General features: G+C 73.1%; 25 protein-coding genes. 8 read left to right on the top strand and 17 right to left on the bottom strand.

Annotated elements, in window-relative coordinates; translation table 11 throughout:
* Positions 1-39: 39 nt before the first annotated feature.
* From FR742_RS08715 to FR742_RS08710, 3 genes are all read right to left on the bottom strand, one after another.
* Positions 40-573 (bottom strand): SseB family protein, encoded by a 534-nt coding sequence (locus FR742_RS08715; RefSeq protein ID WP_148030478.1) that lies wholly within the window; start codon positions 571-573, stop codon positions 40-42.
* A 176-nt stretch (positions 574-749) separates the two neighbouring features.
* Positions 750-923 carry a hypothetical protein gene (locus tag FR742_RS44420; RefSeq protein ID WP_187281055.1) on the bottom strand — a complete coding sequence of 58 codons (174 nt, stop codon included), beginning with the start codon at positions 921-923 and terminating at the stop codon, positions 750-752.
* A 76-nt stretch (positions 924-999) separates the two neighbouring features.
* Positions 1000-2085: an aromatic acid exporter family protein gene (locus tag FR742_RS08710; protein ID WP_187281054.1), complete on the bottom strand. Its 1086-nt coding sequence runs from the start codon at positions 2083-2085 to the stop codon at positions 1000-1002.
* Positions 2086-2169: 84 nt separating this feature from the next.
* Between FR742_RS08710 and FR742_RS08705 the strand changes: the two genes are divergently transcribed.
* Positions 2170-2712, top strand: coding sequence for a TetR/AcrR family transcriptional regulator (locus FR742_RS08705; RefSeq protein WP_187281053.1), 543 nt, complete (start codon positions 2170-2172; stop codon positions 2710-2712).
* Here the strand turns inward: FR742_RS08705 and FR742_RS08700 are convergent.
* The 5 genes from FR742_RS08700 to FR742_RS08680 are packed head-to-tail and all read right to left on the bottom strand — an operon-like array spanning position 2709 to position 5851.
* Complete coding sequence (locus tag FR742_RS08700) at positions 2709-3377, bottom strand: alpha/beta fold hydrolase (protein ID WP_187281052.1); 669 nt, start codon at positions 3375-3377, stop codon at positions 2709-2711. The genes FR742_RS08705 and FR742_RS08700 overlap by 4 nt on opposite strands.
* A gap of 10 nt (positions 3378-3387) precedes the next feature.
* Positions 3388-3780: a hypothetical protein gene (locus tag FR742_RS08695; protein WP_148030475.1), complete on the bottom strand. Its 393-nt coding sequence runs from the start codon at positions 3778-3780 to the stop codon at positions 3388-3390.
* On the bottom strand, positions 3777-4223 hold the full coding sequence (locus FR742_RS08690) for a hypothetical protein (RefSeq protein ID WP_261808420.1): 447 nt from the start codon (positions 4221-4223) through the stop codon (positions 3777-3779). Before FR742_RS08690 ends, FR742_RS08695 begins: the two co-directional genes overlap by 4 nt.
* 10 nt (positions 4224-4233) lie before the next feature.
* Positions 4234-5025, bottom strand: coding sequence for a carbon-nitrogen hydrolase family protein (locus FR742_RS08685; protein ID WP_148030474.1), 792 nt, complete (start codon positions 5023-5025; stop codon positions 4234-4236).
* The gene (locus FR742_RS08680) at positions 4985-5851 is read right to left on the bottom strand and encodes a DUF418 domain-containing protein (RefSeq protein ID WP_148030473.1); all 867 of its coding nucleotides are present in this window, start codon (positions 5849-5851) and stop codon (positions 4985-4987) included. The genes FR742_RS08685 and FR742_RS08680 overlap by 41 nt, the downstream gene beginning before the upstream one ends.
* A 142-nt stretch (positions 5852-5993) precedes the next feature.
* Between FR742_RS08680 and FR742_RS08675 the strand changes: the two genes are divergently transcribed.
* A complete protein-coding gene (locus FR742_RS08675; RefSeq protein ID WP_148030472.1) occupies positions 5994-7160 on the top strand; it encodes a pyridoxal phosphate-dependent aminotransferase in 1167 nt (388 codons plus the stop codon).
* Here the strand turns inward: FR742_RS08675 and FR742_RS08670 are convergent.
* The 3 genes from FR742_RS08670 to FR742_RS08660 form a co-directional block, all read right to left on the bottom strand.
* Positions 7157-8260, bottom strand: coding sequence for a ring-opening amidohydrolase (locus tag FR742_RS08670; protein WP_148030471.1), 1104 nt, complete (start codon positions 8258-8260; stop codon positions 7157-7159). The genes FR742_RS08675 and FR742_RS08670 overlap by 4 nt on opposite strands.
* A gap of 98 nt (positions 8261-8358) precedes the next feature.
* Positions 8359-9849 (bottom strand): carboxyl transferase domain-containing protein, encoded by a 1491-nt coding sequence (locus tag FR742_RS08665; RefSeq protein ID WP_187281051.1) that lies wholly within the window; start codon positions 9847-9849, stop codon positions 8359-8361.
* Positions 9850-9883: 34 nt separating this feature from the next.
* Positions 9884-11041, bottom strand: coding sequence for a CaiB/BaiF CoA-transferase family protein (locus FR742_RS08660; RefSeq protein ID WP_148030470.1), 1158 nt, complete (start codon positions 11039-11041; stop codon positions 9884-9886).
* 77 nt (positions 11042-11118) lie between these two features.
* Between FR742_RS08660 and FR742_RS08655 the strand changes: the two genes are divergently transcribed.
* The gene (locus FR742_RS08655) at positions 11119-11688 is read left to right on the top strand and encodes a uridine kinase (RefSeq protein ID WP_148030469.1); all 570 of its coding nucleotides are present in this window, start codon (positions 11119-11121) and stop codon (positions 11686-11688) included.
* 76 nt (positions 11689-11764) lie between these two features.
* Here FR742_RS08655 and FR742_RS08650 read toward each other — a convergent pair whose 3' ends face one another.
* From FR742_RS08650 to FR742_RS08635, 4 genes are all read right to left on the bottom strand, one after another.
* Complete coding sequence (locus tag FR742_RS08650) at positions 11765-12919, bottom strand: DegT/DnrJ/EryC1/StrS aminotransferase family protein (protein WP_148030468.1); 1155 nt, start codon at positions 12917-12919, stop codon at positions 11765-11767.
* A gap of 184 nt (positions 12920-13103) precedes the next feature.
* Positions 13104-13823: an amidohydrolase family protein gene (locus FR742_RS08645; protein WP_148030467.1), complete on the bottom strand. Its 720-nt coding sequence runs from the start codon at positions 13821-13823 to the stop codon at positions 13104-13106.
* On the bottom strand, positions 13820-14548 hold the full coding sequence (locus tag FR742_RS08640; RefSeq protein ID WP_148030466.1) for an amidohydrolase family protein: 729 nt from the start codon (positions 14546-14548) through the stop codon (positions 13820-13822). The genes FR742_RS08645 and FR742_RS08640 overlap by 4 nt, the downstream gene beginning before the upstream one ends.
* A gap of 10 nt (positions 14549-14558) precedes the next feature.
* Positions 14559-16529: a PQQ-binding-like beta-propeller repeat protein gene (locus tag FR742_RS08635; RefSeq protein WP_261808419.1), complete on the bottom strand. Its 1971-nt coding sequence runs from the start codon at positions 16527-16529 to the stop codon at positions 14559-14561.
* An 83-nt stretch (positions 16530-16612) separates the two neighbouring features.
* Here FR742_RS08635 and FR742_RS08630 point away from each other — a divergent pair, with 83 nt between their 5' ends.
* The 4 genes from FR742_RS08630 to FR742_RS08615 are packed head-to-tail and all read left to right on the top strand — an operon-like array spanning position 16613 to position 21164.
* Positions 16613-17377 (top strand): amidohydrolase family protein, encoded by a 765-nt coding sequence (locus tag FR742_RS08630; RefSeq protein WP_261808418.1) that lies wholly within the window; start codon positions 16613-16615, stop codon positions 17375-17377.
* A complete protein-coding gene (locus tag FR742_RS08625; RefSeq protein WP_148030463.1) occupies positions 17374-18084 on the top strand; it encodes an amidohydrolase family protein in 711 nt (236 codons plus the stop codon). Before FR742_RS08630 ends, FR742_RS08625 begins: the two co-directional genes overlap by 4 nt.
* Positions 18085-18139: 55 nt before the next feature.
* Positions 18140-20101, top strand: coding sequence for a hypothetical protein (locus tag FR742_RS08620; protein WP_148030462.1), 1962 nt, complete (start codon positions 18140-18142; stop codon positions 20099-20101).
* A 52-nt stretch (positions 20102-20153) separates the two neighbouring features.
* A complete protein-coding gene (locus FR742_RS08615; RefSeq protein ID WP_148030461.1) occupies positions 20154-21164 on the top strand; it encodes a S66 peptidase family protein in 1011 nt (336 codons plus the stop codon).
* On the opposite strand, the gene FR742_RS08610 is transcribed toward FR742_RS08615, so the two are convergent.
* Together FR742_RS08610 and FR742_RS08605 are read right to left on the bottom strand one after the other, a co-directional pair.
* Complete coding sequence (locus FR742_RS08610; RefSeq protein ID WP_148030460.1) at positions 21145-21705, bottom strand: NUDIX hydrolase; 561 nt, start codon at positions 21703-21705, stop codon at positions 21145-21147. The genes FR742_RS08615 and FR742_RS08610 overlap by 20 nt on opposite strands.
* Positions 21706-21714: 9 nt before the next feature.
* On the bottom strand, positions 21715-22602 hold the full coding sequence (locus FR742_RS08605) for a dihydrodipicolinate synthase family protein (protein ID WP_396990163.1): 888 nt from the start codon (positions 22600-22602) through the stop codon (positions 21715-21717).
* Here FR742_RS08605 and FR742_RS46500 point away from each other — a divergent pair.
* Entirely contained in the window at positions 22580-22654 is a 75-nt protein-coding gene (locus tag FR742_RS46500) for a hypothetical protein (RefSeq protein ID WP_396990161.1), read from the top strand. The two genes, FR742_RS08605 and FR742_RS46500, sit on opposite strands and share 23 nt — an antisense overlap.
* The last annotated feature ends 5 nt before the right edge of the window (positions 22655-22659 follow it).

The following is a 22659-nucleotide window of genomic DNA, read 5'->3' as shown; positions in this document are numbered from 1 at the left end:
GGGACCGCCGGTCGGGAACCTGGGACCGCGTGCTGGTCGTTAGCGCCCGCGGGCGACCTTTCTGGCGAACCAGCCGCGCTTCCTGACCGGCTCGGGTCTGGCCACGGTGAGGCCGTCGAGGGTGCCGGACTCGATCGCGGCCAGGGCGCGGAGCACCTCGCCCTCGATCACGAACTGGACCGGCCCGGCCACGTCGACGACCACGGCGGCGGCGCCCTCGGCGGCGGCGGCGCGGCAGACCTGGAGCGTCGTGGCCTGGATGGGCCGGGCGTCGGGCCGCCACAGGCGCAGCGGCTCGGTGCCGGTGAAGGCCAGCACCGCCTCGCGCCCGTCCTTGCCGACCAGCTTGGGGAGCGCCATCTCGCTCTCCTTCTCCTGCCGCACGCCGTGCGCCCCGATCTCGGACGAGGTCAGCAGGGCGACGACGGGCACCAGCAGCCGGCTCTCGCCGAGCGCGTTGAGCACCCGCTCGGGCCCCGCGGCGCCGGCCTGGTAGGCGGCCAGCGCGACGCTCACCAGCGACGGCGTGCTGCCGTCGTCGCCGGCGTCGAGGGGATCGGGAATGGTCAGCACGCCTCCGACCCTATCCGGACGCGGCCCCGCCCCCGTCCCCGGAGCGTGCGGCGTTCCTCGCCGGAAGACTGGAGCGCGCGGGCCGCCCGCCCGGCCCACAGGCGAGCGGGTCGTGCGCCGCCACCTTCTCCCGCATCCCGTCCTTGAGCTCCAGCAGCCGCTCGGCGGCACAACACTCATGTCAGGTCGTCGAGGCCCTTGCCCGACTCGCGCATGGCCCGCTCCATCGCCGCCCTGCCCTGGGTCCTGGGCTCCCTGCCGGGCTCCTCCACCGGCTCACGGTCGTCCTCCGCCGGCTCCAGCAGCGGCTCGGCGTCGGTCTTCGGGGCGTTCTCGTCGGGCGTGCTCATCGGTCGTCCTCCCTGGTCAGAGCCGTTGACTGCGCTCTTCTACCCGTCGGGGGACGAGGGAACCCGCACGCGGCCGTCAGCCGGCCACCGGCGGCAGCGCAGCGGAGCTCTCCTCCTGGTCGGATCCGGTCGCCCGCAGCAGGTCGACGACGATCGACCGCAGCTGCGCCACGATCACCGCGGAGGAGAAGCCGACGCCGTCGTCGGGCCGCTGCCGGGTGGCCACCGCCAGCAGGGCCTGCCGGGCGAGCACGGGCTCGCGGCCCGCCCCCAGCTCCAGCTGGAGGAGCAGCGCCGCCTCCGACACCTCGCGCATGGACTCGGCCAGCGACGCCGGCGGCGGCTGCGGCTCGCCGAGGGCGGCGATCGTGCGCCGGGCCAGCACCCTGGCGTTCCTGAGCGCGTGGTCGACCGGCTCGGCGGCGGTCTCGTACCGCGCCAGGATGGCCCGCCGGTGCCAGTGCATCGGCGAGATCAGGATGATCTCCTTGCTGGTCTCCAGCGCCTGCTCGAACTCCGCCACCACCGCCTGCGTGCCGCGCGCCTCCTCCAGCGCCTCGGCGGCCAGGTCGGCGTCGCGTTTCTCGATCGCCTCGGCCGCCTGTTCCAGCGCGGTGGACAGCGCGTCCAGCACCCCGGAGGCGTGTTTGGCCGCGAGGGCGAGCGGGCTGGCCGGCATCAGCGCGACGGCGGCCAGGCCCACGGCGCCGCCGACGAGCGCGTCCACCATCCGGTCAAGGCCGCCCATGTCGTCGCCGGGCAGCACGGCCGCGACGAGCACGGCGGAGGAGGCGACCTGCGCCACGAACAGCGCCCCGCTGTCGAGCAGCACCGCGGTCGTCATGGCCAGCGCCACCACGAGCGCGATCTGCCACGGCCCGGACCCGATCCAGGCCACCAGCAGGTCACCCACGCCGACGCCGAGGCTGACGCCCACCACCAGCTCGGCCACCCGGCGCAGCCGCTGGCCGAGCCCGATGCCGACGCTGATGAGCACCGCGATGGGCGCGAAGAACGGCCGGACGTGGCCGAGCAGCTGGGTGGCGACGAGCCATGCCACGCCCGCGCCCACGGAGCTCTGCGCGATGGCGGGGGCCATCAGCCCGAACGTCCCCACCCGGCCCCGCATGTGATCGCCGAGCTTCGTTCCCACCCTTGTCATCCTTGCCGATCATAATGACATTCCGGTCACCTCGGCCATAGTGGCCGATATCGGCCCAGGATGCGCATGGCTATTGTCGTGAGCATGAGACCGAGGAGCCGGGAGGGGACCCGGCGGCGCATCCTCGACGCGGCCCGCCACCTGTTCGCCGAGAACGGCTACGACCAGGTGACGATGCGCATGCTGGCCGCCGAGGCGCACGCGAACGTGGCGCTGATCAACCGCTACTTCGGCTCCAAGCGGAAGCTGTTCGCGGAGGTGCTGGCCGAGCAGGGGCGCTTCCCCGGCGTCCTCGGCGACGGCGGCGGCGACCTGGCGGTGCGGCTGGCCGAGTACGTCGCCGACCGGCTCGGCTCCGACTCCGACAACCCGGTGCTGGCGACGCTGACCCGATCGGCCTCCAGCGCCGAGATCGGCACGCTCGCCGCCGACCGGGTGCGCACCGCCCTGCTGGAGCCGCTGACCGCCCGGCTGGACGGCGGGCAGGCCGAGCTGCGCGCCGCCATCGCCACCGCGCTCATCATGGGCATCGGGCAGTTCCGCCAGCTCATGGGCCCGGTCACGCCGGTGCGGCGCGACGAGCTGGTGACCCGGCTGACCGCCGTGTTCCGCGCGTGCCTGGACTAACCGCCCAGGAAGTCGTCGACCACCTGCCGGAAGGCCACGCGCTCGGTGGTGTGCACCAGGTGGCCGGCCTCGATGGTGACCAGGCGGGCGCCGGGGATGCGCGCCGCCAGCAGGTCGGCGCGGAACGGGCTGGCCTGCCCGCCCGAGATCACCAGGGTCGGCGCGGTGATCCGGGCCAGCCCGTCGAGCCAGGCCGGGTCGGGGTGCAGGAACTGCCGCTCGGTGTCGTGCATCATGCGCCAGTCGAAGCCGGTGGAGTCGTCCTCGACCAGGACGGGCCGGTCGCGCATCGGCACGGGCAGCGCCGAGTCCTCCACCACCAGCCGCGTCACCCGCTCGGGGTGACGCATGGCCAGGTGGTAGGCGACCATGCCGCCGAGCGAGTGGCCGATCACCGTGGCGGTCGCGGCGTCGTGCAGGTCGAGCAGGGCGGCGACGTCCTCGGCCATCTCCGGGATGGGGTAGGTGCCGGGGAAGTCGCTGGCGCCGTGGCCGCGCAGGTCGGGGACGAGCACGTGGTAGCGGCCGGCGAAGTGGCGGGTGAAGCCGTTCCAGTCGTTGTGGTCGGCGGTCCGGCCGTGCAGCAGCACCAGCGCGGGCGCCGCCGGATCGCCCTCTTCCCGGTAGACCAGCCGGATCCCGTTGACGTGGGCTTCACGTATCACATCAGGGACCCTACGGCACCGGGATGCGCTCGACGCGGATGGAGAAGACCTCCTCGCGCGGCACCACGACCTCGTAGGCGCCATGATCGACCATCCAGTAGCCGAGTGCCTCGGCCTTCATCCCGCTGTGGCCGGTGTAGGCGATGTGGAGGCCGTCGTCGTCCTCGTCGAGCACGATGCAGGGCTCCCCGCCGAACGTGCCGACCGTGCGGATGAGCACCAGCCACTCCAGCTCGGAACGGGCGACCGTGCGCCGCCAGTAGCCGGAGGCGGGCTCGAACCCGTCGAGCTCCTCCTCGCTCAGCAGCACGACCCGGTCGTCGGGCCCGAGCGCCGCGGGCAGCGTCAGCTCTCCGAACCGGGCGACGAAGCCGGAGGCGACCGGCGTGATCTCCTCGCTCATGCCGAAGGCCGCCACGTCAGCCCGTCGTACTCGGCGAACGGCCGCTCGCCCGAGCCGGTGACATGCATGATCCGCGCGCCGGCCGGGATCGGCATCGGGACGGTGTGGAACTGCGGCACCACGTGCTCGCGCGAGGTGGTGAACCCGTTGCCCGCGAACGGCGGCGCGTCGCTCCAGTCTCCGCCCATGTGCGGGCCGTACGGGACGGAGTAGGTGTCGACGTCGCGGGCGTGCCAGCGCAGCACGTAGAGCTCCGGCACGTCGGAGGTCAGCTCCGAGCCGTCGAACGACAGGTCGAGGCCGTGGTAGAAGTCGCGTGGGGTGGTCAGTCGCGCGCAGTCCTGCACGCGGTAGACGTAACCGGAGATGACCGTGCGCTTGCCCGACAGGTAGGGGACGAGCAGACGCGGCGGGACCACCTTCTGCATCTGCGTTCCGCTCACGATGACCACTTTACGATCTGTTGACCCCGAGAACGCGATGTTCGAGGCAGGGCAGGGCGGACCTGGCCCGGGCGGTGACCTCCGGGTCGAGCTCCACCACCTGAACCGCGGCGGACGAGCCGAGGTCGGCCCTGACGACGCCCATCGGGTCGACCAGCATGCTCCGCCCCACCCCGTAACCGTCGGACGACTCGGCCGGGTTGGGCGCCTGGCCGACGGCGGCGGTCCACATGGTGTTCTCCAGGGCGCGGGCGCGCACCAGCGTCACCCAGTGGTCCTCCTTCAGCGGCCCCGAGCCCCAGGCGGCGATCACCGCGAACATGTCGGCGCCCTGGTCGACCAGCGCCCTGGTCAGCTCGGGGAAGCGGACGTCGTAGCAGGTGACCAGCCCCACCCGCAGACCCGCCAGCTCGACCACGACCGGCTCGGCGCCGGGCGCGACGAGCCCCGACTCCTTGGCGCCGAACGAGTCGAACAGGTGGATCTTGCGGTAGGCGCCCCGGAGCTCGCCGGACGCGTCCAGCGCGACGGCGGTGTTGTGGACCAGGCCCTGGCCGGGCTCGAAGACGCCCGCGATCACCGCCACGCCGTGCCGCCTGGCGGCCTCGGCCACGCCGGTGACGAACGGCCCGTCGAGCGGCTCGGCCAGGTCGGTGATGCGTTTGCCGTAACGCGTGAGCGTCGCCTCCGGGAAGATCGCGAGGTCGGCGCCCTCGGCCCGGGCGAGCGCCTCGCGCACCCGTGTGAGGTTGACCGAAGGGTCAGGTGACACCGGGACCTGGCAGAGGGCGATTCTCGTCACGGCCCGACTCTAGCCGGTTGGGCACGCGGCGGAACCGGGTGAGCATGCGCCAGATCCATTCCAGCGGCCCGTAACGGAACCGGCGCAGCCACCACCGGCTGAACACCGCCTGCACGGCCACGGTGACGCCCGCCACGGCGAGCACCGACCAGCGGGTGGGATCGGCGTCGACCAGCCCGCCGGCGAAGAAGATGACGAGCGTGCCCGTCACGTAGTTGGTCAGCGCCATCCTGCCCAGCGGTTCCAGCACCGCCGACAGCCATGGCCGCAGCACCAGGACCAGCCCGGTCGAGTAGGCGGCCGCGCCGGCCAGCGCGCCGAGGGTGTAGAGCGTCCAGTCGCCGGACAACGACGCCGCCGCGGCGAGCAGCACTCCGCACACCGCACTCACCCCGAAGGCGGGCAGCAGCAGCTCCCGCGGCGGCCGCAGCTGCATCAGCGCCATGCCGACGAGGAACATCCCCGGGATGAGCAACACCCCGCCCCCCGCCATCACTCCCCACGCCGTCACGCCCAGCCCGAGCAGCAGCACCGGCACCCCGCGCGACAGGAACGAGGCGGGCAGCAGCACGATCAGCCCGTAGAAGGCGTAGTCGGTGAGCACCTCGCCCGGGTACCAGATGTGCTGGACCAGCCCGAAGACCATCAGCCAGAGCAGGCGCGACAGCAGCGACCACCGCCCGGCCCGCTCCAGGTAGAGCACGAAGCTGATGCCGAACAGCAGCGAGAAGATCGGGTAGAACCGGCTCTGGAAGAGGGCCTCGACCGTCCAGTCGATCCCGGTGTAGGTCTCCTTGGCGGCGTGCTGCCACGTGTTGACCAGCATGATGCCGCCCACCGCGAAACCGCGGAGAGCGTCCAGCTCACGAATACGCGATGGGGAACTCAGGTGAACCACCCTACTGAGGGAACTCCATGACCCGGCCCGCGCGCGTCGGCCCGCCCGGCCGACACCTTACTGTGAACATGTGACGGAACCACTTGTCTCCAGGATGCGCTCCTTCGGCACCACCATCTTCGCCGAGATGAGCGCGCTAGCCGTGCGGACCGGAGCGATCAACCTGGGCCAGGGTTTCCCCGACACCGACGGCCCGGCCGCCATGCTCGACCACGCCGTGCACGCGATCCGCTCCGGCGCCAACCAGTATCCTCCTGGCCCCGGCGTGACGGAGCTCAGGCAGGCGGTCTCCGAGCACCGCGAGGAGCACTACGGCCTCTCCTACGACCCCGACGGCGAGATCCTGGTCACCGTCGGCGCCACCGAGGCCATCGCGGCCTCGATCCTGGCGCTGTGCGAGCCGGGCGACGAGGTGATCGCCTTCGAGCCCTACTACGACTCGTACGCGGCCTCGATCGCGCTCGCCCAGGCGCGGCTGGTCGGCGTGACCCTCCGCCCGGACGGCGGGCGGTTCACGTTCGACCCCGGCGAGCTGCGCGCGGCGATCACCCCGCGCACCCGGGTGATCCTGGTCAACTCGCCGCACAACCCGACCGGCACCGTCTTCACCCGCGAGGAGCTGACGCTCGTCGCGGAGCTGTGCCGCGAGCACGACCTGATCGCCGTCACCGACGAGGTGTACGAGCACCTGACGTTCGACGGCGTGGAGCACGTCCCGCTGGCCACGCTGCCGGGCATGCGCGAGCGCACCGTGATGATCTCCTCGGCGGGCAAGACGTTCTCCGTCACCGGCTGGAAGACCGGCTGGATCTGCGCCCCGGCCCCGCTGGTGGGCGCCGTGCAGACGGTCAAGCAGTTCCTCACCTTCACCGCGAGCGCGCCCTGGCAGGCCGCGGTGGCCTACGGGCTGCGGCACGAGCGCGAGTGGGTGGCGGCGCTGCGCGCCTCGCTGCAGGACAAGCGCGACCGCCTCATGGAAGGGCTGGCGGCGGCCGGGTTCGAGGTGTTCCGCCCGGCCGGCACCTACTTCGTGCAGACCGACATCCGGCCGCTCGGGTTCGACGACGGGGTCGCGCTCACCCGCCGGCTGCCCGAGCTGGCCGGCGTCGTCGCCATCCCCACCCAGGTGTTCTACGAGCACGCCGAGCGGGGCCGCCCCTTCGTCAGGTTCGCCTTCTGCAAGAAGGACGAGGTCATCGACGAGGCGGTGACCCGGCTCAAGCGGCTCTCGGGCTAGTCGGCGCCCAGGTCGATGATGGCCGCGACCGGGCCGCCGCCCGACGGGCCCTGGTGCACGGCGGCCACCGACACGAACACCGCCGGGTCGCCGGTGACCGCCGCGGCCACGCCGCCGACCGTCGCCTTGATCTGGCGGTGCCAGTGCACGTCGGAGTCGTCGAGCATGATGTTGCGCCGCCCGCGCACCCGGCCCGACGGGTCGGCCTCACACTTCATGAACACGTTGACCAGCCGCCCGCCGAGGTCGGAGTGGTGGGGACGCTCCGGCAGCGGCAGGCCCGCGTCGCGGATCGCCTCCCAGATGCCGTCGGCGTCGAGCGCGTCGCGCATGACGCTGTGGCCGATGCGGTAGCGGCCGCCGATGCCGCGCACGTTGCCCACCAGCACGATCTGCGCCCGGTCCAGCTCGACGCCGGACGAGCAGGACGCCACCGACGAGTACAGCGAGAGGTCCTTGTGGATCTGGTCGGCGCGCGGCATGTCGATCTCGCCGAGCGCGACCGCGATGCCCAGCGCGGTGGTCGAGTTCGACAGGTCCATCGACGGGCCCGTCTCCTCGATCGCGGTGTCCTCGCCGCGGCTCTTGGCGTCGGTGATCGTGGCCAGCGTCAGCAGCGGCGTCTTGGTCTGCACGTAATGGACGTCGCGCGGGTCGTCGATGCCGGCGATCTTCATGGCCTCGCGCACGCCCGCCGCGACCTTCTCCACCATGGCCGGCCTGCCGATGTCCTCCGGCAGGATCACCTCGCTCATCGCCACGCCGACCGACAGCCGCGGCTCGTCCGACGGCGGCGCCGACGCCGGGTCCACGCTCGCGAAGATCGTGGCGTGCGGGCTGAGCACCCCGTCGGTGCCGCCCGACCAGACCAGCGGCACGCTCTCCGGCGCCGGATGACCCTTGGCGGACAGCACGTCGCGGAACGCCCGATCGGCCAGGATGCGGGTGTAGTCGTTCACCCCGCCGTTGCCCTCGGTCTTCCCGATCACCGCGAGCACCCGCCGCGCCTCGATCACCCCGTCGTCGATGAGCCGCTCCAGCCCCGAGGCGTCCGTGACGCTCTCGATCGGCACCTTGCGCACGTCAATCGGATCCGGCATCCCGCGCCCCTTCTCACCAGTGCAACCGCGTCGAACGGCATACCCGGGGTTCACACTAATGACGCAGGAAACGGTCTTTCACTGGCAATGTCTGCCAACTAGCCGCCCAGGTTGCGGTAGCGCTCCAGCCGGACGGCCTTGCGGTCTGCCGGGCTCCGCCGCAGCAGCATGGCGATCTCGTACTCCAGAGCCCGCCCCACCCGCTCGCTGAAGGCGTGGTGCTCGTACGCGGCGTCCGGGCGTTCCGGGATCACCCGGTCCACGATGCCGTCGCAGCGCAGGTCGGTGGCGCGCACGCGCTGGGCCTGGGCGATCTCGGGGGCGAAGTCGACGCTGCGGTAGAGGATCGTCGAGGCGCCCTCGGGCGGCAGCGGCGACAGCCACGCGTGCTGGGCGCTCAGCACCCGGTCGGCCGGCAGCAGCGCCAGCGCCGCGCCGCCCGCGCCCTCGCCCAGCAGCAGGCAGACCGTCGGCGCGTCCAGCATGACCAGCTCGGCGAGACAGCGCGCGATCTCGCCGGACAGGCCGCCCTCCTCGGCCGCCTTCGACAGCGCCGCCCCAGCGGTGTCGATCACCGTCACCAGCGGCAGCCGCAGCTCCTCGGCCAGCCGCATGCCGCGCCTGGCCACCCGGAGCCCGCCGGGGCCGAGCGGCGAGCGGGCCCGCTGGCCCCGCCGGTCCTGCCCCAGCACCACGGCCGGGGCCGCGCCGAACCTCGCCAGCGCCAGCACCAGCCCCGGTTCGTTCTCGCCCGCGCCGCTGCCGCTGAGCGGGGTCACCTCGGTGGCGGCCAGCTTCAGCAGCTCGCGCACGCCCGGCCGGTCGTCGCGGCGCGACCGGGTGATCGCCTCCCACGCCTCGACCGGCCGCAGGTCCTCCTCCGGCTCCTCGCCGGCCGGGACCCGCTCGCCGCCGGCCGTCAGCACGCCGAGCGCCCTGATCGCCACCTCGCGCACGTCCTCGGCCGGCACCACCGCGTCGATCAGGCCGTTCTCGTACAGGTTCTCCGCCACCTGCACGCCCGACGGGAACGAGTAGCCGTACAGGGACTCGAACACGCGCGGCCCGAGGAACCCGATGAGCGCGCCCGGCTCCGCCGCCGTGACGTGACCGAGCGAGCCCCACGAGGCGAACACCCCGCCGGTCGTCGGATGCCGCAGGTAGACCACGAACGGCAGGCAGGCCGCCCGGTGCTCCTGCACGGCCACCGTGATCTTGATCATCTGCGCGAAGGCCAGCGCGCCCTCCTGCATCCGGGTGCCGCCCGACGCCGGGGCGGCCAGCAGCGGCAGGCGCTCCCTGGTGGCCCGCTCGACCGCCGTGACCAGCCGCTCGGCCGCCGCCACCCCGATCGACCCGGCCATGAACGAGAACTCGCACGCCACCACCGCCACCCGGCGGCCGCCCAGCAGCCCCTCCCCCGTCACCACGGCCTCGTCGTAGCCGGACTTGGCCCGCGCCGCGGCCAGCTCCTCGGCGTAGGAGGAGCCCGGCTCGGCCGGCTCGGCGGGCGGCGCGTCCCATGACCGCCACGACCCTCTGTCGAGGACCGTCTCGATCATCGTGCGCGCGTCCGGACGGCTCACCATCGCTCCTTCGTGTCGGCCCGCGGGCGAAACCTGATCATCGCTCACGCTCTTGGAGCCAGTTCAGCACGGCCTCCTCGTCCTGGCCGAGCATCGGCGGCGCGGTGTGGCGCATCCCCGTCAGCCCGTCGAAGCGCAGCGGCGGCCCCGGCAGCTCGATCCTGCCCAGCACCGGGTGGTCCACCTCGACCAGCAGGCCCTGGGAGCGGGTCTGGTCCCACGCGTAGACCTCGTCGATCGAGCGGATGGCCCCCGCCGGCACCCCGGCCTCGCCCAGCCTGGCCAGCCAGTGGGCGCGGTCGTGGGCGCCCAGGGCCTTCTCCATGTCGGCGATCAGCTCATCCCGGTGCGCGAATCTGTCCCTATTGCTGGCATATTTCGCCATATCAGGATCGATGTCGAGTAGCTCGGCCACCTTTCTCCACTGGCCGTCGTTCGCCGCCGCGATCTGCAGCATCCCGTCGGCGCACCGGAAGGCGCCGTAGGGGGCGATCGAGGCGTGGTGGTTGCCGTTGGCCCCCGGCACCTTCCCGCCGACGGTCCAGGCCGTGCCGTGGTAGGAGTGCACGCCGGTGACCGCCGCCAGCAGCGACGTGCGCACCACTCTCCCCTCACCCGTACGCTCCCGCTCGTACAGCGCGGCCACCACCCCGTACGCGCCGTGGATGCCCGCCAGCAGGTCGGCGATCGAGGCGCCGACGCGGTAGGGCTCGTCAGGCGACGGGCCGGTCAGCGACATCAGCCCGGCCTCGCCCTGGGCGATCTGGTCGTAGCCGGGGCGGCCGCCCTCCGGCCCGTCGTGGCCGAACCCGGTGATCGACAGGATCACCAGGCGCGGGTTCAGCTCGTGCAGCCGGTCGGCCGTGAAGCCCAGGCGGTCGAGCACGCCGGTGCGGAAGTTCTCCACCAGCACGTCGCACTGCCGGACCAGGCGCTCGACCAGGTCCTTGCCCTCCGGGGTCTTCAGGTCGACGGCGATGGACTGCTTGTTGCGGTTCGCCGCCAGGAAGTATGTCGATATTTCGTGATCCGGGCCTACGAAGGGCGGGCCCCAGCCGCGCGACTCGTCCCCGCCCTCCGGATGCTCCACCTTGATCACCCGCGCGCCCAGATCACCCAGCATCTGCGCGGCATGAGGGCCCGCCAGAGCCCGCGACAGATCGAGCACCACGATGTCACCGAGGGGTCCGGGCAACGTCAACCTCCTGCGTGCGGGTCGGAGCGGGAGCACATTGTCTCAGCCCCACCACCCCAGTCATCTACCCTGGGCCCGTGGAATCCCTGGCCCGCCGCATCCGGGCGCTCCCCCCGTCATGCGGCACGGTTCGGCTGGTCGCCGTCGACGGCCCCGCGGGGTCCGGCAAGACCACGTACGCCAACGCGCTCGCGGCCACGCTCGGCTGCCAGGCCGTGCACGCCGACGACTTCCCCGTACCCTGGCACGAAGGCCCCGCCACCTGGTTCGCCGCCCTCTTCGACCAGGTTCTCGAACCGCTCCGGCAGGGACGGCCCGGCGGTTTCCGACGCTATGACTGGGTTCGCGGCGCCTACGCCGAGCCGGTGGCGGTTCCCGTCGCGCCGGTGCTGATCATCGAAGGCGTGGGCACGGCCAGGAAGTCCGCCGCCGATCTGCTCGCCTACGGCATCTGGCTGGAGGCGCCCGACGACATCCGGCTCCGGCGGGTGCTGGAGCGCGACGGGCCGGGGCTGGAAGAGCGGTGGCGGGTGTGGTTCGAGGCCGAACGCGCCTGGTTCGCCGCCGACGGCACGCGCGCCCGCGCCGACCTGATCGTCTCCACGGCGCCTCCCGGCGGTGGCCCCATGGGTGACGCGCCGGGTTGACGACGGTCCTATAGGCGACGCATCGCCTGCCGACGCCTTTACAAAGTAGATTCGCGCCCGGGACGCGGCGCGGCGCTCAGGACTTCAGCACCTTGGCCAGGGCCTCCGCGATGTCGGCGGCGCGGGCCGGGTCGTCCATGAGCATCGCCTGACGCACCCACACCACGCCGGCGGCCGCCTCGTCGGCGGCGGGGCACGGCCCGGTCCTGGCGCCCTCCGCGGCGAGCGCGGCCATGGTGCCGAGCGGCGGGTATCCCGCGTCCAGCGGCACCCCTTCTGCGGCCATGGCGGACAGCAGGAAACCGCGCTCGACGGGCGTGCCGATCCGCAGCATGACCAGGTGCCGCGAGTCCCGCGTCGTGCCCGGCGGCGGCCCCAGCATCGTCACCGGCAGGCCGGCCAGCTCGCGTTCGAGCGCGGCGCAGAAGGCGGCGCGGCGGGCGAGCTCGTCGTCCAGGCGGTCCAGCCACGGCAGCAGGAGCGCGGCCTGGATCTCCGTGAGGCGCAGGTTCCAGCCGACCGAGGGGTGGCCGTACCACTGGCCGCCGGGGCGGCGGCCGACGTTGCACACCGACCAGATCGCCTCGTACGCGGACTCGTCCCGGCAGACGACGAGCCCGCCCTCCCCCGCCGTCATCGCCTTGCTGGACTGGAAGCTGAACACGCCCGCGTCGCCCAGCCCGCCCACCGGCCGGTCCTTGTAGGCGGCGCCGTGTGCCTGGGCGGCGTCCTCGACCACCACGAGGCCGTGCCGGGCGGCGAGGTCGGTGATCGGGTCCATGTCGGCGGGGCTGCCGGCCAGGTGGACGGGCATGACGGCGGCCGTCCTGGGGGTGAGCGCGTCTCGTACGGCATCCGGTGACAGGTGGAGGTGGGCCGGGTCCACGTCCGCGATCACCGGGACCGCGCCCGCGAGCAGCACGGCCGTGGCCGAGGCGACGAAGGTGTAGGCGGGCACGATCACCTCGTCGCCGCGGCCCACGCCCAGGCCCTTGAGCGCGGCGAACAGGCCCAGCGTGGCGTTGCCCGCGGCGACCCCGTACGGGACGCGGGCGGCGCGGGCGAACGCGGCGACCAGGTCCGTGACCACGGAGCCGCCCTGGGTGGCGCCCCACCGCCCGCTCTCCAGCACGTCCATGACGAGCTCGCGCTGGCGGGGGTCGAGCGGCGGCGGCCACGCGGGCCAGGGGTCGGTGCGGACCGGCGAGCCGCCGTGGATCGCGAGCGTCACGGGAGGTCCCTTCTTCGGCGCGGATTTCGGTACGGGCGGGCCGGGTGCGACTGAGGTCCCGGCGTGGGCGGGCGGGTGCGGCGTGAGGTTCCGGCGTGGGCGGCGGGCGCGACGTGAGGTCCCGGCGTGGGCGAACGGGTTCGGCGTGAGGTTCCGGCATGGGCGGGCGGGTGCGGCGTGGAGGTCAGGGGAGGCGCGGGCCCAGGATGCGGGCCAGGTTGCCGCCCTGGATGAGGGCGCGGTCGGCGGGGGCGAGGGGAGCCAGGGCGACGCGGCCGTAGCCGATCCTGAGGTCGAGGAAGCAGGCGTCCGAGCCGAAGACCACCCGCTCCGCCCCCGCCAGCGAGGCCAGGCGGGCGATCCAGCGGCCGGTCGACTTGGAGCCGCACACCTCCAGGAACACGTTCGGATGCCCGGCCACGAGGCGGGCGGCGCGGGTGAACCCGGACGGCCACAGGCCGGTGTGGCCCATGAGGATCGGCACGTCCGGATGCCGGGCGGCGACAGTGGCGAACTGTTCAGGGTCGCTCCACGCAGAGTCCGTCTGCCCGTGGGAGAGCACCGGCAGGCCGAGCTCCCAGACCGGGTCGTACCGAGGGTCGTCGAGGCGGCACTGGTGGACGTCCGGGTGCAGCTTGACGCCCCACACGCCGTCGAGCGACAGCGGGGTGCGGTGGTGCGGGTTGTAGACCTGCCAGACGCCGAACCGGCCGGGGTGGCGTTCGGCGATCTCGCGGGCCAGCCGGTTGCCGCGCCCGGCGTCGGGGCCGACGGCGAGCAGGTGGCTGATGCCCATGGCGGTCACGCCGATCCGGTCCATGGCGGCGACCAGGCCGCCGGCGGTGGGGTCGGGGATGAGGAAGTCGGGCCAGGTGCCGACGTGGCCGTGCGCGTCGAGGATCATGGGCGGCCTCCGAGCAGCCTTTCCAGGGAGCCCGCCGCGATCAGGTCGGTCTCGCGCGGGGTCAGGCCGAGGTGGTCGAGGAGGAAGCGCGGGCCGCAGTCGTCGGCCACGGGGGCGCCGGTGCCGAACACCAGCCGCTCCGCGCCGAACCGCTCGGCCAGCCACTCCACGCCGCCCTGGGTGTTCACCGTGCCGGTCTCCACCCGGACGCCCGGCGCCTCGGCCATCAGCTCGGCCAGCGCGCGCAGGCGGCGGTAGCCGGGGTTGAGCACGAGGATCCGCAGGCCGGGCAGCCGCTCGGCGAGGGTGCGGAGCTGCGCCGTCGAGGTCTCGTCGAGGTCGACGGCGACGGCCGGGCCGGGCGCCGCCCCCGCGCCCAGGGCGGCGAGCCAGCGGAGCGCGACCGGGCCGGTCAGGTCGAACCGGTGGCGCTCCGGGCAGAGCCGCACCATGCCCACCCCCCACGCCCGCACGGCGTCCGGCGTGGCGGGCGCGCACGCCCCCGGCACGCCGGGCACCACGACGGGCACCGGGACGAGCCGGGGGTCGCCGAGCGCGAAGAGGGCGTCGTTGCCCGCCTCCGCGTCGGAGTAGAGGCTGAGGGTGTGCGTCACCAGCGCCCTGGCGATGCCCAGACGGTCCAGGTCGGGCCGCGGGTCCACCGGCAGGTCGTCGAACGGCACGGGGCCGGCCAGCCGGTGGGCGTCCACGATCAATTTCGGCACAGACCGAAATCTAAGACCCGGGAGTGGGAACCGTCAAGGCGGGGCAGCGCGGGTCCAGCCGGATCCGCGCCAGGTCGCGGCCCGCTATCGCCCAGGCGTGCCAGGAGCCGGGCTCGAAGTGGAGCTGCGGGTTGGTGTGCCACTCGTCGCCGAGACCGGTGGCGAGCAGCGTGGCGCCGCGCTCCGCGTCGAGCTCGTAGGCGTTGCCTCCCTCCCGGAACACCGAGGCGAAGACCCGCCCGCGGTGCACGGTCAGCTCGCCGTACCCGGACAGTTTGCCCTGCTGGACGATCTGCCGGGTGGCCGGGTCCAGGGCGATCCAGGCGCCCGAGTCCCGCTTGTACGACGCGTACAGGAGCCCGTCGTGCACCAGGACGTCCTGGAAGGTGCGGTGGCCCGGCACCGGGTCGGCCTGCCACTGGACGGTGCGGGTGCGCAGGTCGAAGGCGGCGATGGACGCGGTCGGCGTGCTCGTGCCGAACACGTCGCCGGCCAGGTAGACCACGCCCTCGTCCGCGTCTAGTGACAGGCTCATGAGGTTCTGGCCGGGGATGACGTCCTGGTAGACGTCCGCCTCGCCGGTGCGGGGGTCCACGACGGACAGCGCGCCGGGGATGGACGCCGACAGCGACGAGGTGGCGACCAGGAGCTTGCCGGTGCGCGGGTCGTACTCGATGTCCCAGGGCCGCTTCTGCTCGTGGCCCAGGTAGCCGAGGCTGCGCACCTCGTCGGTGCGGATGTCGACGGAGACGATCTCGCCGGTGGGGTACATGGCGGCGTAGATCTTGTTCCCGTGCCTGACCATGGCCTTGGGCTCGCCGGGGACGCGGATCCTGCGCTGCTCGCCGGTGCGGAGCGCGCGGACGTCCATGGCGAAGTGGCCGCCGACGTACAGGGCCCGGTTGGGGACGAGCACCATGCTCTGCGGCCGTTCGGCGCCGGCCGGCATCCCCGCGTCGATCAGGTCGGTGAACTCGGCGGCGCCGGTGCGGGCGTCCAGCGACCACAGTCCGCCGCTGCCCGCGAACGACAGCAGGGTGTCCTCGCCGGTCACGTGGAGCAGGCGGGTCTCGTCCCCGTAGGACGGCGGGTCCACCACGCGGGTCAGCGCGGTGTCGCCGGTCCGGTAGCGGTAGACGGTCCCGTCGGGGCGCGAGGCGGCGTAGACGGTGCCGTCGGCGGTCACGGTCAGGGCGTCGAGCAAACCCGACTCGACGGTGACGCGCCGCAGGTCCGTGCCGTCCTTGCGGACGTCGATGAGCTCGCCGCCGGCGGCCGCGAGCACCCGGTCGCCGTTGAGCGTGACCACCCCGAACGCCGCGCCCGCGTCGGCGAGCTGCCGGATCTCGCCGCTCGCGCGGTCGATCCGCATGAGGAGCCGCTTCTCCAGCAGACCGGCGTACACGTGGGTGTCGTCGGCCGCCACCGCGCGGACGTAGTGCTCGCCCGGGGCCAGCACGCCGAACCTGCGGACCGCGCCGCTGCCCGGGACGTACTCCCAGACACGGCCGTCGGAGGAGGTGCCGGCGTAGAGCGTGCCGTCGGGGGCCGCGGCCAGGCTCCACACGAAGCCGCCGACGGCGCCGAAGGAGTGCAGGTGCGCCACCTCGCCGGTGGCGATGTCGAAGCTGTAGAGGTCGGGCACCGGATACGTGCCGACGTAGACCTTGCCGCCGGACACGGCGACCGCCCAGCCGCCCTCGGGCTCGCCCGTGGCCGGTCCGTCGGGCAGCGTGACGCTTCTGATCACCTTGCGCGTGGCCAGGTCGAGCTCGGCCAGCACCGGCGGCTTGGGGCCGCGGCTGACGAGGTAGGCGCGGCCCTCGTGGACGGCGGCGCCGACGACGGCGGCCGTCACCGAGGCGGGCCCGTACGTGGTCACCGCCGGGTCGCCGCAGCGCGACGGCGCGGCGGAGGCGGGCGCCGGGAAGACGAGCGCGGGTAACAGGACCGCCGCCACGGCGAGCAGGGATCGGATCATGCCCATACCTCGTTCATTCGTGCTTGATTTTGGGCCAGACCGTAACTTTATGAACGGGATACGTCAATGGCATGATGGCCCGCATGTCGATGGAGGAGGGGGCCGCCATGGCTTTCGACGCGTGGAGTCTGATAGGCGATCTGGAGGTGGCGCTGGACGTGGACGTGCTGGTCGGGGCCTATCCCGACCGCGACGGGCCGCCCGGCGCCGCGGAGTCGGTGGGCGGCCTGCTGGCGGAGCACCGCACCGCGGCCGGGGCGGTGGCGAGCCTGCGGGCGGCCCTGTTCGACACGCGGTCCGGCAACGACGAGGTGCTGGCCCTGGGCGGCGACCCGCGCTGGCTGCCCGTCGGCACGGTGGACCTGCGCGACCCGATCGGCGCGGGCCGCGAGCTCGACCGGCTGGCGGGCGCGGGGGTGCGGGCGGTGCGGTTGTTCCCTGACGAGCAGGGCGTGGAGGCGTCGTTCCCGTCGGTCCGGCATGTCGCCCGGCGGGCCTCGGAACTCGGGCTGGTGGTGCTGACCGGCGGGGACGTGCGCCGCTTCTGGCAGCCGTTCGCGGGTCTCGGCGCCCGGGTCGTCTTCCTCGACACGCACTTCTACCATCTGGGCGACTTCCTGGTGGCCACGCTGGACGAGCCGGGGTTCCACACCTCGACCCGGCTGCTCAACTCCCCCGACGCGCTGGAGACGGTGGCCGCCGAGGTCGGCGCGGAGCGGCTGCTGCACGGCACCCGCGCGCCGCACTACGAGCCGATCGTGCCGCTGCTCCGGCTGGCGACGAGCGGGCTGGGTCCTGACGAGGTGGCCGCCGTGGCCGGGGGCAACGCGAGGAGGCTGCTTTCATGATCATCGACGTGCACGCGCACTGGGGGCCGTGGTTCTTCACCATGGACGTGGCCGGGGCGAGCCTGGCCACCATGGACCGCTACGGCATCGGCAAGGCGATCGTGTCGGCCACCGAGGCGGTGATCTACGACGCCCCGGCGGGCAACCGGGCGCTGGCCAGGGTGCTCGACGGGCAGGATCGGCTGTACGGGTACGTCACGGTCAACCCGCGGCGGCTCGGCGAGGCGGCCAGGGACCTGCGGGAGCTGACCGGCCCCTGGGTCGGGGTCAAGATCCACACGGACTACACGGGCTCCCCGGTGACCTCGCCGCGGATGCGGGCCGCCCTGGAGCTGGCCGCAGAGGCGGGCCTTCCGGCGCTCGTGCACACCTGGGGCGCCTCGGTGCTGGACCTGGCCCAGGTGTGCCTGGACATCCCGGAGCTGCGGGTGATCGCGGGTCACATGGGCGCCGACGGTCACCGCCACGCGATCGAGGCCGCCAACGCCTGCGACCGCCTCTACCTGGAGCCCTGCTGGTCGCACGCGCCGGCGGGCCGGATCGCCGAGGTGGTGGCGGCCGTGCCCGACCGGCAGGTGCTGTTCGGCACCGACTCGACGCTGATCGACCCGTCGTCGGCGTTCGGCGCGGTCGCCGCGGCCGGGCTGACCGGCGTGACGGCGGAGCGGGTCGCCTGGCACAACGCCGCGGAGCTGTTCAAGATATAGACATTACGGCCCAGTCCGTTATAGCGTGCGGCGAAACTTCACCTGGGAGCCGCACATGATCCCCCGCCGTCGATTCCTGCAGGCGGCCGCCGCGTCCACGGTGGCCGCCGCCCTGCCCGCCGCCCTGCCCGCCGCGCTGCCCGCCGCATCCGCGCACGCCGCGCCGGTCCCCGAGGGGACCCTCACCGACCTGGGTCCCGCCAGCGTCGCCAGCCCGCTCGGCAACGCCGAGTTCGTCGGCGGCGTGCTCTACGCGGGCTCGCGCGGGCTGTCGCCCAACGTGGTCGGCGCATACGATCTCGCCGAGGATTCGGTCACCGCCCATTTCGACATCCCGACGGGCATCGGCGTGTGGGCGATGTGCAAGTCGGGCACCGACGTCTACGTCGGCACCCACTCCAAGTCCGACCTCTACAAGCTCGACACGGTGGCGGGCACGCTGACCAAGGTCGCCTCGGTGCCCGACCACTTCATCTGGAGCCTGGCCGCCTCCCCCGACGGCAAGGTCTACCTGGGCACCTCCGAACCGGGCAGGGTCAAGGAGTACGACCCGGCCACGGGCGTCGTGCGCGACCTGGGTGAGGCCGCGCCCGGCGAGGCGTACGTGCGCGCCGTCCAGGCCGACGACCGCTACGTCTACGCCGGCGTCGGCGCCAACGCCCACCTCGTCGCCATCGACCGGGCCACCGGCGAGCGGCGCGACCTGCTGCCGCCCGAGCTGGCCGACCGCGACTGGGTGTCGAGCATGAGCGTCTCCGGCACGCACATCGCCGGCGGCATGAACTCCCTGGCCGAGCTGCTGATCCTCAGCAAATCCGACCCTTCCGACCACAAGGTCGTCAAGGCCACGGCCCCGGGCGAGAAGTACATCGTCTCGGTGCTCATCCACGACGGCTACGTGTACTTCGCGGGCCGCCCCTCCGGCACCTTCTACCGCTGCCGCCTGGACTCCGGCGAACTGGAAGTGCTCGGCGTGCCGTACTTCGAGGCCGCCACCCACCGCATCCTCGCCCACGAGGGCCGGATCTACGGTGTGCAGGACAACGCGGTGTTCGTCTACGACCCCGAGACCGGCGCCATCGACTACCGCAACCTGGTGCAGCGCGGGTTCAGGGCCGCGCCCGAGGAGCCGATGTCCGTGCACAGCGACGGCCGGCGCGTCTACGTGGGCGGCAAGAGCGGTGCCGACATCCACGACCTGGCGACGGGCGAGGTCACCAGGCTCGCCATCCCCGGCGAGCCGAAGACCATGCTCACGCTCGGCCACACCACCTACCTCGGCGTCTACACCCAGGCCGCGCTCTACGCGCACCGCTCGGGCCAGGCCGAGGCGGAGTTGCTCGCCCGGGCCGGCAACCAGCAGGACCGCCCGCGCGACCTGGCCTACGACGCCAGGACGGGCCTGATCGTGATGCCCTCCCAGCCGGAGCCCGGCCACATGAACGGCGCGCTGACCCTCTACTCCCGCCGCACCGGCGAGTACACCGTCCAGCGGCCCGTCGTCGAACGCCAGACCGTCTACTCGGTCGCCACCAGGCACGGCACCGCCTACCTCGGCACCCTGATCCAGGAGGGCCTCGGGCTGCCTCCGGTCACCACCACCGCCCGTCTGGCCGCCTACGACCTCGTCCGGCGCAAGCTGCTGTGGGAGCTCGAACCCCTGCCCGGCGCCCGCTCGATCATCTCGCTCTCGCTCGGCGTCGTGAATCTGTACGGCATCTCCAGCACGGGCGAGGTGTTCGAGTTCGACCTGCTGCGCAAGAAGGTCACCAGGACGCTCAAGGTCGGCAACCGCGGCAGCGACCTGCACGTCGTCGGCCGGGTGGCCTACTGCACGGACGGCGACAAGGTGTACAAGATCGACCTGGTCACGTTCACCGTCAAGCCGATCGCCGAGGGCCTGGCCGGGCAGTGGTTCGGCGGTGAGCCGAAGCTGGCGCTGGATCCCTCGCGTAAGGCGTTGTACGGCGTGAAGGGCCGCGACCTGGTCCGCATCGCCATCACCGGCCGCCGATGAGGCGGCGTGAATCCTGTGGTTTCGGATGATCCACGGGTGATAGGACGAGGGGATGCGATATCCATCCCCTCTACGCCCCGGTGACCGGATCGGCGTCACCTCCCCGTCCAGCGGCGTGGACAAGACCCTGCACGACCGGCTCCGGGTCGCGATCCGTACCGTCGAGGCGCGCGGCTACGAGGTCGTGACCGGGTCGTGCATGGACGGCGCCGGCCACGTCAGCGCGCCCGCGGCCGAGCGGGCGCGCGAGCTGACGGACATGCTCACCGACCCCGCGATCAAGGCCGTGGTGCCGCCGTGGGGCGGGGAGACCGCGATCGACCTGCTCCCCCTGCTCGACTGGGAGGCGCTGCGCGCGGCGGAGCCGACCTGGGTGGTGGGCTACTCCGACCTGTCGACGATCATCACCCCGCTGACCCTGCTGACCGGCGTGGCGACGATCCACGGCAACAACCTCATGGACACGCCGTACCGGGTGCCGGACGGGCTGCTCGGCTGGCTCGACATCGTGGCGCTGCCGCCCGGCGCCACGTTCACCCAGACGCCGCCGGGCCGCTACCGCGCGCAGGGCTTCGACGAGTGGCAGATCTCTCCCGAGGCGGACGAGTTCACCCTCGACACGCCCGGCGGCTGGACCCGGCTGGACGGCGACGGCCCGGTGACGGCCGAGGGCCGGCTGATCGGCGGCTGTGTCGAGACGCTGTGCAACGTCGCCGGGACGCGGTACACCGACACCTCTTTCTTGTCCGCCGACGGGCTCATCGTGTACGTCGAGGCGGACCAGCACGACGCCGGCACCATCTGCCGCCACCTGCACGGGATGCGCCTGGCCGGGTTCTTCGACGGCGCCACCGCGATCCTCGCCGGGCGCACCCGCGCCCCCGGTCTGCTCACGCTGACCCAGCACGAGGCGGTGCTCGACGCCCTCGGCGGGCTCGGCGTGCCGATCATCGCCGACGTCGAGTGCGGGCACGTCCCGCCGTACCTGCCGCTGGTCAACGGCGCCCGCGCGCGCGTCTCGTACGCCGGAGGCCGGGGCGAGATCACCCAGACGCTGGCGTGACGCGCTCGTGCAGGGTCAGCAGGGTGTAGGCCGCGACCGACCCCGAGTCGCCCACCTCGCCGGCGCGGAGCATGTCCTCGAACTCGGCCCGGCTCACCCACCGCCGGCGCATGTCCTGCTCGGTGTGCTCGCGCTCGGCGGCCCCCGCCTCCAGGCCGGTGGCGAGGTAGACGTGCAGCCGCTGGGTGGCCAGGCCGTGGGCGTTGTCGAGCGCGCCCAGCGGGGTCCAGGTCCGCGCGCGCAGGCCGGTCTCCTCCGCCAGCTCCGTCCGGGCGACGTCCTCGGGGGTGGGCTCGGCGGCCGAGCCCTGCGGGAAGCTCCACGACCGGCGGCGCACCGGGTAGCGGTACTCCTCCACCAGGTGGAAGCCGTCCCGCTCCATCGGGATGACCAGGGCGAAGTCGGGCTTGTCGACGTAGCCGTAGGTGCCGCGTGATCCGTCGGGACGTTCGATCTCGTCCTCCCGGACCTTCATCCACGCGTTGGCGTAGACCACCTTGGTCGAGAGCTGCCTGATCGTTCCGGCTTCCGCATCGCGCATGATCCGATGCTAGCTGTCTGGTTTGTCCGCTGGTGGTGTGACGGATCGGAGTACGGTCTCGCGCTCGCCGACCGGCAGGGCGGGGCCGTACGGGTCATGGGCGTGATCGGGCGGGATGCGGCCTTCGGCGGCGGCGAGCCAGAGCATGCGCTGGACGTAGCCCTCCATGGGGTCGGTGAACGTGGCCGCCGCCAGGCGGTCCAGGCGGGACGACGCCTCGTGGAAGGCGGGCAGGTCCGGACCCCGGAAGGCGCGCATCACGGCGGCGGTCAGCCCGACCTGCGCGGCGGCGATACCGACCAGGGCCGCTTCGGCACCCCACAGCAGGGACGGGGCGAACATGCGGTCCTCGCCGGTGATCGCGAGCCGGCCCGCGTCCCTGGTGAGGGCGATGGCGCGCTGGCAGCCCATCGCGTCCGAGAGCAGGGCCGTCTTGAGGCCCGCCACACCGGGATGGGCGAGAAGGCCGCGCATCACCTCGGGCGGGCAGGGCCGGGTGTAGAGGTCGAAGGCGATCATGGGGAGCCGGGCCGCCCGCCAGACGGCGTCATGGTGCGCGAGCCGGTCACCGGGCGACGGGAACACCAGCACCCCGGTGGCCCCCAGCTCCGCTGCGAGCCTCGCCTGCTCTGCGACGCCGGCAGGCCCGCCGCCGTCCCTCCGGATGGTGCCCTGTTCGGGCGTGCCGCCCACGCCGACCAGGACCGGGACGCCGAGGGCGACCGCGCGCCCGATCACGGCGGCGCGCGTGTCCGGCGTCAGGAAGGGGCCGCGGCCCGTGTGGGCGAGGACCGCCAGGGCGCCGGCGCCGTCCGTGACGAGGGAGGCCAGGTAGCGGGTCACGACGTCCGGGTCCACCTCGCCCGCGGCGGTCATGGGCGTGGCCGCGGCGGCGATCAGCGCGCCGCGGAGGCGATCCCGGAGCTCACGTGCAGCAATATCCACATAAATGAG

The sequence above is a fragment of the Nonomuraea sp. C10 genome (genome assembly GCF_008017515.1).
GTDB classification, from domain to species: domain Bacteria; phylum Actinomycetota; class Actinomycetes; order Streptosporangiales; family Streptosporangiaceae; genus Nonomuraea; species Nonomuraea ferruginea.
This window is presented reverse-complemented; position numbering and strand designations above follow the sequence as displayed.

Coding starts and splice junctions, on each gene's coding strand:
- FR742_RS44420 (WP_187281055.1), bottom strand. CDS start 923: ATGAGCACGCCCGACGAGAACGCCCCGAAGACCGACGCCGAGCCGCTG.
- FR742_RS08710 (WP_187281054.1), bottom strand. CDS start 2,085: ATGACAAGGGTGGGAACGAAGCTCGGCGATCACATGCGGGGCCGGGTG.
- FR742_RS08705 (WP_187281053.1), top strand. CDS start 2,170: ATGAGACCGAGGAGCCGGGAGGGGACCCGGCGGCGCATCCTCGACGCG.
- FR742_RS08695 (WP_148030475.1), bottom strand. CDS start 3,780: ATGAGCGAGGAGATCACGCCGGTCGCCTCCGGCTTCGTCGCCCGGTTC.
- FR742_RS08680 (WP_148030473.1), bottom strand. CDS start 5,851: ATGCTGGTCAACACGTGGCAGCACGCCGCCAAGGAGACCTACACCGGG.
- FR742_RS08670 (WP_148030471.1), bottom strand. CDS start 8,260: ATGCCGGATCCGATTGACGTGCGCAAGGTGCCGATCGAGAGCGTCACG.
- FR742_RS08665 (WP_187281051.1), bottom strand. CDS start 9,849: ATGGTGAGCCGTCCGGACGCGCGCACGATGATCGAGACGGTCCTCGAC.
- FR742_RS08645 (WP_148030467.1), bottom strand. CDS start 13,823: ATGATCCTCGACGCGCACGGCCACGTCGGCACCTGGCCCGACTTCCTC.
- FR742_RS08635 (WP_261808419.1), bottom strand. CDS start 16,529: ATGATCCGATCCCTGCTCGCCGTGGCGGCGGTCCTGTTACCCGCGCTC.
- FR742_RS08630 (WP_261808418.1), top strand. CDS start 16,613: ATGTCGATGGAGGAGGGGGCCGCCATGGCTTTCGACGCGTGGAGTCTG.
- FR742_RS08625 (WP_148030463.1), top strand. CDS start 17,374: ATGATCATCGACGTGCACGCGCACTGGGGGCCGTGGTTCTTCACCATG.
- FR742_RS08620 (WP_148030462.1), top strand. CDS start 18,140: ATGATCCCCCGCCGTCGATTCCTGCAGGCGGCCGCCGCGTCCACGGTG.
- FR742_RS08615 (WP_148030461.1), top strand. CDS start 20,154: ATGCGATATCCATCCCCTCTACGCCCCGGTGACCGGATCGGCGTCACC.
- FR742_RS08610 (WP_148030460.1), bottom strand. CDS start 21,705: ATGCGCGATGCGGAAGCCGGAACGATCAGGCAGCTCTCGACCAAGGTG.